At 78.0% G+C, this 14,269-nt stretch carries 9 protein-coding genes; 4 read left to right on the top strand and 5 right to left on the bottom strand.

The window, feature by feature from the left end; genetic code table 11:
- The first annotated feature begins 151 nt into the window (after window positions 1–151).
- From ettA to ACZ4M8_RS03875, 3 genes are read left to right on the top strand one after another with little or no spacing between them, the layout of a single operon-like run.
- Window positions 152–1,816, top strand: a complete 1,665-nt coding sequence (ettA, locus tag ACZ4M8_RS03885; RefSeq protein WP_467603066.1) for an energy-dependent translational throttle protein EttA — start codon at window positions 152–154, stop codon at window positions 1,814–1,816.
- Window positions 1,817–1,820: 4 nt separating this feature from the next.
- Window positions 1,821–2,255, top strand: coding sequence for an acyl-CoA thioesterase (locus ACZ4M8_RS03880; protein WP_467603064.1), 435 nt, complete (start codon window positions 1,821–1,823; stop codon window positions 2,253–2,255).
- Entirely contained in the window at window positions 2,252–2,989 is a 738-nt protein-coding gene (locus tag ACZ4M8_RS03875) for a DUF8010 domain-containing protein (protein WP_467603063.1), read from the top strand. Before ACZ4M8_RS03880 ends, ACZ4M8_RS03875 begins: the two co-directional genes overlap by 4 nt.
- Before the next feature lie 280 nt (window positions 2,990–3,269).
- On the opposite strand, the gene ACZ4M8_RS03870 is transcribed toward ACZ4M8_RS03875, so the two are convergent.
- From ACZ4M8_RS03870 to ACZ4M8_RS03855, 4 genes are all read right to left on the bottom strand, one after another.
- Window positions 3,270–4,334, bottom strand: coding sequence for an ABC transporter ATP-binding protein (locus ACZ4M8_RS03870; RefSeq protein ID WP_467603472.1), 1,065 nt, complete (start codon window positions 4,332–4,334; stop codon window positions 3,270–3,272).
- A gap of 182 nt (window positions 4,335–4,516) precedes the next feature.
- A complete protein-coding gene (locus ACZ4M8_RS03865; protein ID WP_467603062.1) occupies window positions 4,517–7,192 on the bottom strand; it encodes an FtsX-like permease family protein in 2,676 nt (891 codons plus the stop codon).
- 1 nt (window position 7,193) lies between these two features.
- Entirely contained in the window at window positions 7,194–10,508 is a 3,315-nt protein-coding gene (locus ACZ4M8_RS03860; RefSeq protein ID WP_467603060.1) for an FtsX-like permease family protein, read from the bottom strand.
- A 119-nt stretch (window positions 10,509–10,627) separates the two neighbouring features.
- Window positions 10,628–11,032: a globin gene (locus ACZ4M8_RS03855; protein ID WP_467603059.1), complete on the bottom strand. Its 405-nt coding sequence runs from the start codon at window positions 11,030–11,032 to the stop codon at window positions 10,628–10,630.
- A 62-nt stretch (window positions 11,033–11,094) separates the two neighbouring features.
- Here ACZ4M8_RS03855 and ACZ4M8_RS03850 point away from each other — a divergent pair, with 62 nt between their 5' ends.
- The gene (locus ACZ4M8_RS03850; protein ID WP_467603058.1) at window positions 11,095–12,114 is read left to right on the top strand and encodes a methyltransferase domain-containing protein; all 1,020 of its coding nucleotides are present in this window, start codon (window positions 11,095–11,097) and stop codon (window positions 12,112–12,114) included.
- Window positions 12,115–12,164: 50 nt separating this feature from the next.
- Here ACZ4M8_RS03850 and ACZ4M8_RS03845 read toward each other — a convergent pair whose 3' ends face one another.
- Window positions 12,165–14,099, bottom strand: a complete 1,935-nt coding sequence (locus ACZ4M8_RS03845) for an FHA domain-containing protein (RefSeq protein ID WP_467603056.1) — start codon at window positions 14,097–14,099, stop codon at window positions 12,165–12,167.
- Window positions 14,100–14,269 lie beyond the last annotated feature (170 nt).

Below are 14,269 nucleotides of genomic sequence, written 5' to 3'. Positions count from 1 at the left end.
GTTCCTCCCCGGGGATTGCCCGACGCGTTTCCGCCAGGGCAGGGCCGTACGGCAAGATGGGTGTATCTGCCCTCGCGCGGCCACGCCGCTTCATGGCCCACGCGGCGGAGCCCTACAGACCCGCACGATCCAGACTGCCGGACGGTTTCTCTTGGCTGAGTACATCTACACGATGCGCAAGACGCGCAAGGCGCACGGTGACAAGGTCATCCTCGATGACGTGACGCTGAGCTTCCTGCCGGGCGCGAAGATCGGTGTCGTGGGCCCCAACGGCGCCGGTAAGTCCACGGTGCTGAAGATCATGGCGGGTCTTGAGCACCCCTCGAACGGTGACGCGTTCCTCTCCCCCGGCTACACCGTCGGCATGCTCCTGCAGGAGCCGCCGCTGGACGAGTCGAAGACGGTGCTGGAGAACGTCCAGGACGGTGCCAAGGAGGTGATGGGCAAGCTGAAGCGCTTCAACGAGGTCGCCGAGCTGATGGCGACCGACTACTCCGACGAGCTGATGGAGGAGATGGGCAAGCTCCAGGAGGACCTTGACCACGCCAATGCGTGGGACCTGGACACCCAGCTGGAGCAGGCGATGGACGCGCTGGGCTGCCCGCCCGGTGACTGGCCGGTCACCAACCTCTCCGGTGGTGAGCGCCGCCGTGTCGCGCTGTGCAAGCTGCTGCTGGAGGCGCCCGACCTGCTGCTCCTCGACGAGCCCACCAACCACCTGGACGCCGAGTCCGTGCAGTGGCTGGAGCAGCACCTCGCGAAGTACCCGGGCACCGTCGTCGCCGTCACCCACGACCGGTACTTCCTCGACAACGTCGCGGGCTGGATCCTGGAGCTGGACCGCGGCCGCGCCATCGGCTACGAGGGCAACTACTCCACGTACCTGGAGACCAAGCAGACCCGTCTGAAGGTCGAGGGTCAGAAGGACGCCAAGCGCGCCAAGCGGCTCAAGGACGAGCTGGAGTGGGTCCGCTCCAACGCGAAGGGCCGCCAGGCCAAGTCGAAGGCGCGTCTGGCGCGGTACGAGGAGATGGCCGCCGAGGCGGACAAGATGCGGAAGCTGGACTTCGAGGAGATCCAGATCCCGCCGGGCCCGCGGCTGGGCAATGTCGTCGTCGAGGTGGAGAACCTCTCCAAGGCGTTCGGCGAGAAGGTCCTCATCGACGATCTGTCGTTCACGCTGCCGCGCAACGGCATCGTCGGCGTCATCGGTCCGAACGGCGCGGGCAAGACCACGCTGTTCAAGATGTTGCAGGGGCTGGAGACGCCGGACGCCGGTTCGATCAAGGTCGGCGAGACGGTGAAGATCTCGTACGTCGACCAGAGCCGCGAGAACATCGACCCGAAGAAGACGCTGTGGGCCGTCGTCTCCGACGAGCTGGACTACATCAACGTCGGTCAGGTCGAGATGCCCTCGCGGGCGTACGTGTCGGCGTTCGGCTTCAAGGGGCCGGACCAGCAGAAGCCCGCCGGGGTGCTCTCCGGTGGTGAGCGCAACCGCCTCAACCTGGCGCTCACCCTCAAGCAGGGCGGCAACCTCCTGCTCCTCGACGAGCCGACCAACGACCTCGACGTCGAGACCCTGTCGTCGCTGGAGAACGCGCTGCTGGACTTCCCCGGCTGCGCCGTGGTCGTCTCCCACGACCGCTGGTTCCTCGACCGCGTCGCCACGCACATCCTGGCGTACGAGGGCGACTCCAAGTGGTTCTGGTTCGAGGGCAACTTCGAGTCGTACGAGAAGAACAAGGTCGAGCGGCTCGGTGCCGACGCGGCCCGTCCGCACCGTGCGACGTACAAGAAGCTGACCCGGGGCTGACATCGTGCGTCACACCTACGCCTGCCCGCTGCGCTGGTCGGACATGGACGCGTTCGGCCATGTCAACAACGCGGTCTTCGTGCGCTATCTGGAAGAGGCGCGGATCGACTTCATGGACCGGCTGGCGCCGGGGAACGGCAGTGTGTCGTTCACCGGGGGCTCGGTCGTCGCGCGGCACGAGATCGACTACGTCCGCCCGCTGGTGCACCGGCACGCGCCGGTCACCATCGAGATGTGGGTCACGAAGATCAGTGCCGCGTCGATGACGGTCGCCTACGAGGTCAAGGACGAGGGGACGCTGTATCTCCGCGCCTCGACCGTCGTGGTGCCGTACGACTTCGCGGCCGAGCGGCCCCGTCGGCTGACCGCGGAGGAGAAGGCGTATCTGAAGGAGTACCTCGACGACGCCGCGCAGGCGAAGGGGGCAGTCGCCGGATGACGGTGCTGCGCCTGGCCGATGCCGGGGAGGCGGCGGACCTCGTCGCCTTCCTGGCCAGGCTGCTGCATTACGACAAGGCCGCCGCGGTGCGGTTGCAGGGCGGCGGCGGGGCGCTGGCCGTCTTCGGGCGGCCGCCGTCCTTCGAGGTCCTGGCGATCCGCACGGCGCGGCTGGCCGATCCGCGGGGCCCCGGCGGCCCCGACGGGATGCGGCTGGACACCACCGTCTCCGCCGGTGACCTGCTGGAGGCGATCGCTCCGGAGGACGCCGGTCAGGTCGTGGTGACGGTGCCGGCGGCGGTCACCGGGCCGCCGTGGGCCGGGGTGCTGCCGCCGCGGGGCGGCTGGCGCCGGGTGCCGGGGCTGCCCGGTCCGGACGCGCTGGGCCGGGCGGTAGCCGCGGCGGTCGCGGAGTTCCGGGCCCGGGACGAGGCGCTCGCCCCGCAGGAGCGCACCCGGGCGGCGCGGGACGCGATCGGCCGGGACATCTGGTCGCGGACGATCGGCGACACCCGGCTGCCGCTGCGCGCCGTGCACGCCGCGCGGTCCCTGGGCTTCCTGCGGCCCGCGCCGGTCACGGCGGCGCCCGGCGGCGCCACCCTCACCGAACCCGTCCCGCAGCCGCCCGCGCTGCTCGCCGCCGCCGGCTGGCTGCGGCTGTCCACCGCCTACGGGTCGGTGGCGGTACGGGTGACGGGGCCGGGGCTGTCCGGGCTGACGGTCACGCCGAGCTGAGCCGACGGGCGGGTCGGGGCCGGTCGGGCCGACGCGTCCGGTTCGGCGGGCGGCGGAGGGCCGGGCCGGCGGCCTGGTGAACCGAGCCGAGTGGGGCCGGGTCTGTGAGGGCCCGGCCCGTTCTGTTTCTCTCCTCGGTCCGGGTGGCCGGGTGGCCGGGTGGCCGGGCCGTCGGGCGGGTCGGGCGCGGCATGCCGTGGGTCCGGCGCCCGCTCGGGACGCGGCGCCACCTGGCGGAGAACCGGTGAGGTCCGGTGCCTGCTGCCAGGACGGTGCCGGCTCACGCCCCCGGCGCGCCTCCGCCGCCCCTGCTCCCGCCCCCGTCGCCTCGCTCTCCGCTCTTCGCCGTGCCGTCCGTCCGGTTGCGGGGCGAGGCGTCCGTACGGCTGCCGGCGGCCTCCTCCGTACGGCTGCGGGCCGCGTCGTCGGCGGTGTGGTCGGGCCAGACGCCGATGTGGTCGGGCTCCAGTTCCAGCAGGACGCGGTGGGCCATGCCCAGGGTCGTCAGGTGGTCGGCGGGCAGTTGCAGGCGGCCGGCGCGGTCGAGCATCGCGTATTCGCGGGAGACCAGGGATTCGGCGCCGGTCGCGGCGTCGCGTTCGGTGCGGCGCAGGACCTCGGAGGAGGTGCGGCCGTCGCGGATGGCGACGGTGCGGCGGACCTCGTCGGCGACGGCCTGGTCGTGGGTGACGATGACGACGGTGGTGCCCAGCTCCGCGTTGGCGGTGCGGAACGCGGCGAAGACCTGCTCGGCGGTGGCGGAGTCCAACTCGCCGGTCGGTTCGTCGGCGAGCAGCACCTTCGGGGTGCCCGCGAGGGCGACGGCGATGGCGGCGCGCTGCTGCTCGCCGCCGGACATCTCGTGCGGGCGGCGGTCGCGGCAGTGGCCGAGCCCCAGCATGGCCAGCAGCTCCTCGGCGGCGCGGACGCGGGCCGCGCGGCGCCGCCCGCCGGCCAGCCGCATCGGCAGGGCCACGTTCTGCAGTGCGGTGAGGTACGGCAGGAGGTTGCGGGCGGTCTGCTGCCAGACGAAGCCGACGGTGTCGCGGCGGTAGGCGAGGCGGTCGCGGGCGCCCATCGCCAGCAGGTCGTGGCCGGCGACGCGGGCGGCTCCGGCGGTGGGGACGTCCAGCCCGGCGAGGATGTTCATCAGCGTCGACTTACCGCTGCCGGACGCGCCGACCAGGGCCATCAACTCGCCCTCGGCGACCAGCAGATCGAGGCCCTGGAGGGCCTGGACCTCCACACCGTCGGTGGCGAAGACCCGGACCAGCCGGTCGCAGACGATCAGCGCGTCGTGCCCGTAGGCGGGCCGGTCTCCCCGGGCGGCGGCGCGGCGCTCCAGGTCGGCGAGGGTGACGGCGGGGGCCGGGGTGCGGCCGTCCGGTGCGGCGGGGGCCGGTGCGGTGTGGGGCGGGTGACCGTCGGGTGCGCCGCAGTCCGTCACGCCGCGGGGCACACGGCCCTCCGTACCGCCCTTCGCCGGATCGCCACCGGTCGTGCCGTCGTGGGACGTGGGTCGCTCCGTCACAGGTCACCAGCTTTCCGGTCGGGGGGTTGCCGTCGGCCGTACGGTCCGGCGTGGGCGAGGGCGGCGGCGAGGCCGAGGAGGAGGACGCCCGCCGAGGGCAGCAGCACGGTGGCGGGACCGGGCCGCAGCGGGACGGTGCCGGGGGCGCCGCCGGGCAGGGCGAGCGGGGTGAGGTCGGTCGCCGGGCCCAGCAGCCACAGGGTGACGGCGGCGGTCGCCGCGCCGCCCGCCGCGGCGAGCAGCGCCGGGGGCAGCGCCTCCAGGAGCAGCAGCCGCCGGGCCTGCCGCCGGGGCATGCCCAGGGCCCGCAACCGGCCCAGCAGCGGGGCGCGTCCGGGCGCCGCGCGCACTCCGTCGAGGAGCAGGGCCAGCAGCGCGTACCCGGCGCCGGCGGCGGTCGCCGCGCCGTACAGCCGCTGGGCGCCCTGCTGGAGCGGCGCGTCGGCGAGGCGGGCGCGGACCTCGTCGCGCACCACGGTCACCGGGTGCGCGCCGGGCGGGGTGTGGGCGCGGACGGCGGCGCGGAGGGCCGCGGGGTCGGGGGAGGTGCCGGAGAGCAGCAGGGCGGTGGGGGCGGTGTCGGCGTCCGGGTGGAGGCGGTGCACGGCGGCGGCGCTGACGACGAGGAAGGAGCCGCCGGGCAGGGCCGGGGTGTCGGCGCGGACCGCGGCGGGCTGCACGACGAGCGCCCCGGCCTCGGGCTGGAGCGGCATCGGGTCGTGGCCGAGGCGGCGCGGTACGTCGGGGGAGACGAGGGCGGGCAGCGGGGTGTCGCCGCCCGGGTCGGCGAGGGTGCGGGCGGGGAACGCGCCGAGGCCGGTGGCGCGGGCGAGCCGGGCGTAGGCGGCGGGGTCGGCGGTGACGAGGGTCAGCGGCGGGCCGTTGTCCGGTGCGGGCTGGATCTCGGTGTGGACGGGGACGGCGTCGGTGACGCCGGGCAGCCGCGTCAGGGCGGTGCGCAGGTCCGGCGACAGGGGCCGGTCGGCGGTGATGCGGGCCTCGGCGCCGACGGCGGCCAGCGCGGCGGCGTCCCGGCCGTGGCCGATGCCTCGCAGCACCGCGCCGCCGAAGGACGCGCAGGTCAGCGCGGTCAGCAGGGCGAGGAGCGGCAGTGCGGCGGCGGTGCGGGCGCGGCCGGTGCGGGCCAGTGCCAGGAAGCCGGTGAGGCCGCGGCTGCGGGCGGCGGGCCGGGCCAGGGCGCGCAGCGGCAGTGGGTGGAGGCGGAGCAGCAGCAGGGTGGCGATCACCGCGACGAGGACGGGGGCGGCGCTGGCCAGGAGGTCGGGGCCGGTCGCCGGTCCGTGCCGCCGCAGCGCCACGACGGCCGCGGCGGCGAGGGCGGCGGCGGTGAGTTCGGCGACGGCGCGGCGGCGGGAGGGCCGGGCGGTGGCGGTGTCGTGGCGGGTGGCGGGGCGCGGGCGCCGGTGGGCGTGGGCGGCGCGCAGCGGCAGGACGGCGGCGCCCGCCCCGGCGGTGGCGCCCGCGGCGAGCAGCGGCCCGGTGGCCGGGGTGCCGGGTACGCCGGGGACGAGGAGGACGGCGGCGGCCCAGCCGGCCGCGGCGGCGGGCAGCGCCACCGCGCAACTGCCCGCGGCGAGCCGCCCGGCCAGGCCCGGCAGGGAGCTGCCGCGGGCCCGCAGCAGGGCGAGTTCGTCGTGGCGGCGGGCGGCGGCGAGGGACCCGGCCATGACGAGGACCACGGCGGCGGTGGTGGCGACGGTGCAGGCGGCGACGGCGATCACCGGGGTGAGGGCGGCGCGGGAGCGTTCGTGGTCGGCGAGGAGGGTGTCTGCGGCGGTGTCGACGACGGTGCCGGGGCCGACGGCGGTGCGGACGGCGGCGAGACCCGCGCCGTGTTCGAGGGATGCCAGCCGGGCGCGGAGCACCGGCACCTGACGGGCGGTCAGCGGCCGGGCGTCGAGCCCGTACCACCAGAACGTCTCCGGGGCGCCGCGTCCGCCGGCGGCGAGCGCGGCGCCGTCGCCGGGCGCCAGCAGCAGCGCGCCGCGCCAGGCGCGCTGTGGGGGGACGCCGCCGGCGGGGCCCAGGCGCGGGGCGGTCAGCAGGTCGTCGACGGACCAGTACGCGCTGGTGGCGGCGCGGGGCGTGAGCAGGCCGGTGATCCGTACGGTCAGCGCGCCGGGGTGCAGGACGGTGCCGGGCCGCAGCCGCAGGGTGCGGGCGGTGTCACCGGTGACGGCGGCCTCCAGCACCCGGGTGCCGGGCGCGGCGGCGCGCGGCAGCCGCCCCGCGGTGAGCGTGGCGTGCCCGCCGAGGTCCGACGGGGCGTAGAGGGCGAACGCGGCGGGCGCGCCGTCCGGCCGGGGCAGCGCCGGATCCGGGGTGGTCAGCGCGGTGGTGGTGCGGACGCCGTGCATCGTGTCACCGGGCGTGACGGGCACGCCCAGGACGCGGCGCAGGGCCCGGTCGGCGCGGTCCGGGTCGGACGCCGCACCCGGACCGGCGTCGCCGCGGGACAGTGAGATCTGAAGAACGCGCTGCTCGGCGGGGGCTCCGCCGAGGGCCGCCCGCGCGCCCCGGGTCTCGTACGCGTCGATCCCCCGCACGAACGCGGCGGCGAGGAAGGCGGTGACCAGTACGAGCACACCGAGCGCCACGGCGGGCCCGGACGCGGGATGCCGCGCGGCGCGCGGACGGCGGGTGCCGGTCATGTCAGGCGGCCCTCCGTCCCCGCAGGTCACCCGTGCTGTCGCCGTGCCGGGTGGCGACGGCGGCGGTGGCCAGCAGCGGGAGCGTGACGACCGCGGCGATCAGCGCTGCCACCTGTCCGCCCGGCAGTTCCACCAGCACCGGCGGGACGGGGCGGTCGGCGTGCTCGGTCAGGACGATCAGGGGGACGACGGTGTGGGTCAGGAGGGTGCCGAGGGCCGCGCCGACGGCGGTGGCCGCCGCGATCAGCAGGCCCTGTTCGGCCAGGACCGCGCGGGCCCGGCGGCGCCGGGACGCGCCCAGCGCCCGCAGGACGGCGGACTCCGCGGTGTGGGCGCGCAGCGCGGCGGCGCAGCCGACCGCGAAGCCCGCCGCGGCCAGCGCGACGGCGACCACGGTGGCCGCGGCGAGCGCCGCCCGCGGGCCGCGGCCCAGCGGGTCGCCGTGGAGCGCCGCGGCCCTCTCGTCGCGGACCAGGACCTGCCCCGGCTCGGTGTCGGCGCGGGTGCGCAGGGCGGCAGCGGCGCGCGCCGCGTCGCCGCCCGCGGGGGTGATCCACCACTCGGTGGCGGGCAGCGGCGCGGCGTCGAGGTCGGTCAGTGCCTCGTCGAGGGCGCCGAGGTCGACGAGGAGGCCCGCGCCGTCGGCGGGCCGGTCGGCGGGGCCGGGCAGCGCCCGCACGGCGCGCACGATGCGGGCCCGCACCGGCTGCCCGCTGACGGTCAGGTCCACCGTCGCGCCCGCCTTCGAACCGCCGGCCCGCAGATACGCGTCGGTGGCGACGGCGGGCAGCGGGCCGCGCGGCGGGTGGGCGGCGAGGGTGCGGACGGTGGTGACGGCGGCGCCGTAGCCGTCCGGGGGCCGGGCGCCGGTGTCGTAGGTCTGGGCGGCGAGCGCGCCGGGCGGGACGGTGGCGGCGCGGGCGCGGGGGCCGAAGTCCTCGTCGGCGTAGGTGCTCTTGGTGCCGAGGCGGCCGGTCCAGGCCGGGCCGCGGGGCGGGCGCAGGGCGCGGCCGGTGCCGTCGGGGAGGTCGGCGCGGGCGGCGGTGAGGGTCAGCCGCTGGCGGTGGGCGATGGGTGGCTGGGCCATGGTGGCGGTGAGCGCGGTCAGCCGCAGTGGTCCTACGGGCGTGCCGCCGGGCCCGGCGGCGGCGGTGAGGTCGGCGGTGCGGGTGTGCGGCCGCCCGTCGGCCGGGACGCGGCCCAGGGCCAGCGGGTACGGCGCGCCGTACCCGTCGGTGAGCTGGACGGTGACGTCGGCGGGGACCGGCCCGGTGTCGCGGGCCGGGGCGCCGTGGGCGGTGCCCAGGGTGCGCAGCGAGCGGAGGGTGAAGGTCAGCCGCAGCCGGGTGGTGTGTTCGGGCACGGCGACACCGGGCGGGGTGCCGGTGGGGGCGAGGGCGCGCAGGACGGGGGCGGCGGCGCGGCCGGGCGGGGCGTCGGCCGGGCCGCCGACGAGGTCGCCGCGGAGCAGCAGGGCACCGGCGGCGGCCCGGGTGTCGACGGCGAGGAGGGTGGCGGTGTGGCCGTCGGAGAGGGTGAGCGGGGCCTGCCCGGCGGGCAGTGCCGCCGCGACGCCGGGGGTGGCGGCCAGCGCGCCGCCGGTGCCGAACTGCGGGGCGCGGCCGGCCAGGACGCGGACGGCCGTGCCTGCCAGGAAGTCGGCCCGGTCGTCCTGGGAGCGGTCCCAGGAGGCGCGTTGGCCCAGGGCGAGCATGCCCAGGGCGGTGGCGAGGACGAGCAGCAGCACGGGTCCGGCCGCGCCGGCGGTGCGGCGGCCGATCCGCCAGGCGGCGAGCGCGGCGCTCAGGCCCCGTCCGGCGGCCGCGGCGCGTTCGGCGAGGCGGGCGGCGAGCGGCAGCAGCCGCAGCGTCACCACGGCGCCCGCGAGCAGCGCCAGCGCGGGCGCCGCCACCGCCACCGGGTCGATGACCGGCCGCCCGGCGGCGTCCTCGGTCAGCACCCCGCCGCCGTCCGCGGAGTGCCGCCGCAGCTGGACGAGGGCGACCGCGGCGAGGACGACGAGCCCCAGATCGGCCCCGGCCCGCAGCACCCCGGGCGGTGCGGCCCGGCGGCCGGGCCCGGCCACGCCGGTGCGCAGCGCGGGCGCCGCCAGGATCAGGGCGCAGCCCGCCGCGACGGCCGCGGCGGTGGCCCAGGTGGCGGCGGTCGGCGCGGTGCCGAGGGGCGGGCCGCCGCGTGCGAGGAGGTGCAGCAGCGGGACGGTCAGCGGCGGCGCGGCGAGCGCGGCGGGCAGGGCGAGCAGCGCCGCCTCTGCCAGCGCGGCGGCGGCCAGGGTGCGACGGGCGCCGCCGCGCGCCCGCAACAGGGCGCTCTCCGCGGCGCGTTCGGCGGCCAACGCCCCGGCGACCAGCAGCAGTACGGCCCCGGCGAGCAGGATCAGCTGGAGTGCGACGATCAGGACGCCGGCGCGGTTGACGAGCAGGGCGCGCCGCAGTCCGTCGAGGGTGGCGGGGAGTTCGGTGGCGGCGGTGGCGCGCCCCGCGAACGCCGGATCGGCCATCAGCGCCGCGGCGGCCGGGCGGGCGGCGGCGGTCAGCGCGTCCAGCCGTCCGGCGGTCAGGGTGCGGAAGTCGCCGGTGACCAGCCAGCCGGCCGCCTCCTGGGCGACGCGTCCGCCGCGGAACGCCTCCGGGGCGGTCAGCAGCGGCCCGTAGGTGGTGAACCCGGCGGTGCGCACGCCCCGGCCGCCGAGTTCGTCGAGCCGCCAGTAGGGGTCGGTGCGGTCGGCGGGGCGCCACACGCCGGTGACCTCGACGGTCAGGTCGGGGCCGGAGAGCCGGTCGGTGAGGGTGAGGCGGCGGCCGGGGGTGAGGCCGAGCCGGGCGGCGGCCGCCTCCGGCACCGCCACCTGGAGCGGAGCGCCGCCGGTGGGCGCGGCGGGCGCGGTGCCCGCGGTGAAGGTGAGGCGGGAGCGGTCGAGGGCGGCGAGCTGGGTGAGATCCGGGTCCCCGCCGCGCCGGGCGCCGTGCGCCGGGAGGCCGCGGGGCAGCGCGTACGGACCGGAGCGGAGCAGGGTGCGGACGGTGCGGGGCAGTCCGTCGAAGGCGCGGGCGGCGCCGCGGCGTACCGCGCGGTCGGCGGCCGGAGTGGCGTCCGCGGGCAGTTGCGCGGTGACGCGGAGGGCGGCCGCGGGCGCGGCGCGGGTGGTGAGCGCGCGGCGGAGTCCGGCGTCGCCGACGGCGTCCGCGTAGCCGGCGAGGGTGGTCAGGACCGTGGTGGTCAGCAGCACGGCGAGGAACGCGGCGCCCGGCAGGAGCCGGTGCGCGCGCAGCCGCGGAAGGACGAAGCCGAACACGGATCCCCCTGCACCGGTCAGCAACCGAACACTGTTCGGATGCTGTCAGAGCGGGGGCGCCGCCGTCAGCGGTCCGTCCGGACGTGTCCGGATCGTGACGCGCCGCGCCACCGGGCCGCTCACCCCGGCGAGTTGATCATCGTGGCGGCGGCGTACGTGAGGTAGTTCCACAGCTGCGCGGTGTGCTCCTCGGACAGGTCGAGGGAGTCCACCGCGTCGCGCATGTGGCGCAGCCAGGCGTCGTGGGCGGCGCGGTCCACGGTGAACGGCGCGTGCCGCATCCGCAGCCGCGGGTGGCCGCGGCCCTCGCTGTAGGTACGCGGCCCGCCCCAGTACTGCATCAGGAACAGCGCCAGCCGCTCCTCGGCCGGACCGAGGTCCTCCTCCGGGTACATCGGCCGCAGCAGCGGGTCACCGGCCACGCCTTCGTAGAAGCGGCGCACCAGACGGCGGAAGGTCTCCTCGCCGCCGACCTGGTCGTAGAAGGTCTGCTCCGGATCGGTGGCGCGCGGGTCGTGTGTCACCCGTCCATGGTGTCAGACACGCCGGGCGGCGCGGGCCGGGCCGCCGGGTGGACAGTGGAGACATGGACGCGGAACGCGACGGCGACCCGGCCGGGCCCGAGGCGGCGGCCGCGGCGCGCGAACGGCTGGTGCGGGGTATCGAACGCGGCGGCGGGCTGCGGGATCCGCGCTGGCGGGCGGCGTTCGCCGAGGTGCCGCGCGAGGTGTTCGTCCCGGTCTTCCACGAGAGCGTGCTCGGCGGCCACGAGCGGCTGGCGGGCGACGACGCCGATCCGCTGCGCCGGGCCGCCTGGCTGCGCGGCGTCTACCGGGACGCGCCGCTCGCGCTCCGCGTCGACGCGGCGGGGCGGCTGGTGTCGTCCAGCAGCCAGCCGTCGCTGATGGCGCTGATGCTCCAGGCGCTGGACGTCACCGACGGCTGCCGGGTCCTGGAGGTCGGCACCGGCAGCGGCTACAACGCGGCCCTCCTCGCCCACCGGCTGGGCTCCGCGCGGGTGACCACCGTCGACCTGGAGGAGGAGATCACCGCGGCGGCCCGGGAACGCCTGGCGGCCGCCGGTTACCGGCCGTACGTGGTGACCGGCGACGGGGCGCTCGGCTGCCCGGCGCGCGCCCCCTTCGACCGGATCCTCGCGACCTGTTCCCTGGGCGCGGTACCGGTGGCCTGGCCCCGGCAGTGCACGCCCGGCGGGGTGATCCTCGCGCCGCTCGGCACCGGTCTGCTGAAGCTGGCGATGACCGCGGACGGCCGCGCCGAGGGCCGCTTCCTGGCCACCCCGGCGTACTTCGTCCCGCTGCGCACCACCGGCCCGGCGGCCGGCACCGACGGCGCGTTGGAGGCGGAGGCGGTGGGGCTGGGCCTGCCGCGCCAGGCGCTGGGCGACGACCGGTTCCGGTTCCTGCTGGGCATCGGCGCGGCCGGACTGCTGCCGCAGGAGGCGTACGCGCTGTGGCGCCGCGAGCGGCGCCCGAGCCGGGAGCGGTACGGCGTGACGGTGGAGGGCGACCGCCAGTGGTTCTGGCTCGACGACCCCGCCGGCCCCTACGTGTGGGAGCTGGGCGGGTACCCGGACGGGGCGTGACCTGCGCGGGTCACGCCCCGTCCGGGCAGGGCCGCGGACGGCCCGGCGGGTCAGGCGCGGCGGACGGTCAGCGTCGTCCACGCGCCGACGTGCACCCGGTCGCCCTCGTGCAGGGCGACGGGGACGTACGGCTGGATCGGCTCCTCGGCGAGGTTGAGCGTGGTGCCGTTGGTGGACTCCTGGTCCACCACGGCCCAGCTGCCGTCCGGCTGCTGCACCAGCAGCGCGTGCTGGTGCGAGACGCCCGGGTCCTCCGGCGCGCGCCCCAGGTCGACGTCGGGCGACTCACCGGTGCTGTTGCGCCGCCGGCCGATCGCGATCTGCCCGCCGGTCAGCGGCAACTGCTGCTCGGGCCCGTACGCGGGAAGGTTGAGCCCCGCCGCCTCCGGGCCGCTGCGCTGCATCATCGCGGCGAAGTACTCACGGTCCGGCGCGATGGCGACGACCCAGCCGTCCCCGACGACCGGCGCCGGCCCCTGCGGCGCCTGCCCCGGACCGCCGCCCCACTGCTGCTCACCCGGAGCGGGCTGCTGCTGCGGGTCGTACGGACCGGACTGCTGCGGCGGCACCTGCCCCGGCGGCGGACCGGGCTGCTGCCCGAACGGCGCCGGCGGCGCGGCCGGCCCGCCCTGCGCCTCCGGCGGGCTCAGCGGCCAGTCGTCCCCGGGCTGCTGCGGCGGTACGGGCTGACCGGGCGCCCCCGGACCACCGGGACCGGGCACACCGGGCGGCGGGCCCTGCTGCGGCGGCGGGAAGCCGTAACCGTCCTGCGGCTGACCGCCCTGCGGGCCGGGGCCCGGGGCGGGCGGGAAGCCGGGGCCACCACCGGGCGGCGGGCCCGGCTGTCCGGCACCGACGGGCGGCGCGAACGACGCGGGCGCCTGCCCGGCGAACGCGAAGTGGCACTCCGCACAGGACGGCGCACCCGCGGCCCGCGGCGTACCGCACTGCGGGCACGTCTCGGGCGCCCCCTGCGGCCCACCTGGCGGCGGGAAGCCGGGGCCACCCTGCGGCGGCTGCCCGGGACCACCCTGCGGCGGCGGGAAACCGTACCCGCCCTGCGGCGCACCCGGCCCCCCCGGTCCGGGCGCACTCGGAGGCGGCGGGAAGCCGGGGCCGCCTTGCGTACCACCGGGCGGCGGCGGGAAGCCCGGACCGTCCTGGGGAGCGCCGGGGGGCGGGGGGAAGCCCTGGCCGTCCTGCGGCGGGGCGAAGTTCTGGCCGCCCTGGGGACCGCCGGGCGGCGGGAAACCGGGCGCGCCCTGCGGACCCCCCGGGGGCGGGAAGCCGTATCCGCCCTGCGGGGGCCCGTCCTGGGGTGCGGGGGGCGGGAAGCCGTACCCGCCCTGCGGTGCGCCCGGAGGCGGCGGTGTCTGGCCGGGCGGCGGACCGGCGGGCGCGCCCTGCGGCTGACCGGCCTGCCCCGGCGGCGGGAAGCCCGGACCGTCCTGCGGCGCACCCGGGGGCGGGAAGCCGTATCCGCCCTGCGGCGGGCCGTCCTGGGGTGCGGGGGGCGGGAAGCCGTACCCGCCCTGCGGCGGGCCCGGAGGCGGCGGTGTCTGGCCGGGCGGCGGACCGGCGGGCGCACCCTGCGGCTGACCGCCCTGCGTACCACCGGGCGGCGGGAAGCCGGGACCGTCCTGCGGCGCACCGGGCGGCGGCGGGAAGCCGGGGCCGCCCTGCGTACCACCGGGCGGCGGCGGGAAGCCCGGACCGTCCTGGGGAGCGCCGGGCGGCGGGGGGAAGCCCTGGCCGTCCTGCGGCGGGGCGAAGTTCTGGCCGTCCTGGGGCGGCGGACCGCCCTGGGGGCCGCCGGGCGGCGGGGTCTGGCCCGGGGGCGGCGGGCCGGGGGTTCCGGCGGCCGGGGTGTTCAGGAAGCCGGCGGGCAGGGAGGGCGGCGGGGGGACGGCGCCCGCCATCGGCCGGCCGCACACCTCGCACCAGTCCTCGGCCACCGACTGGTGTCCGTTCGGGCAGGTAGGCATGTCGGTTCTTCCCCCTCCGTACCGTGTCTCCGGCGCTCGTGGCCGGTGTTCTGGCTGGTCTGTCATGGCGTGGGGCGGACCGTCGCACCGGCCACCGCGGGCGCGCCCCGTCCGTGCCGGAGCCGCCGCCCCGTCGCACAGTACCGTTCGCCGCCCCGCGACCGCCGCCC

The sequence above is a fragment of the Streptomyces sp. NPDC027185 genome (assembly GCF_055567035.1).
The sequence above is the reverse complement of the archived record's forward strand: the minus strand, read 5'-3'. Positions and strand labels throughout refer to the sequence as shown.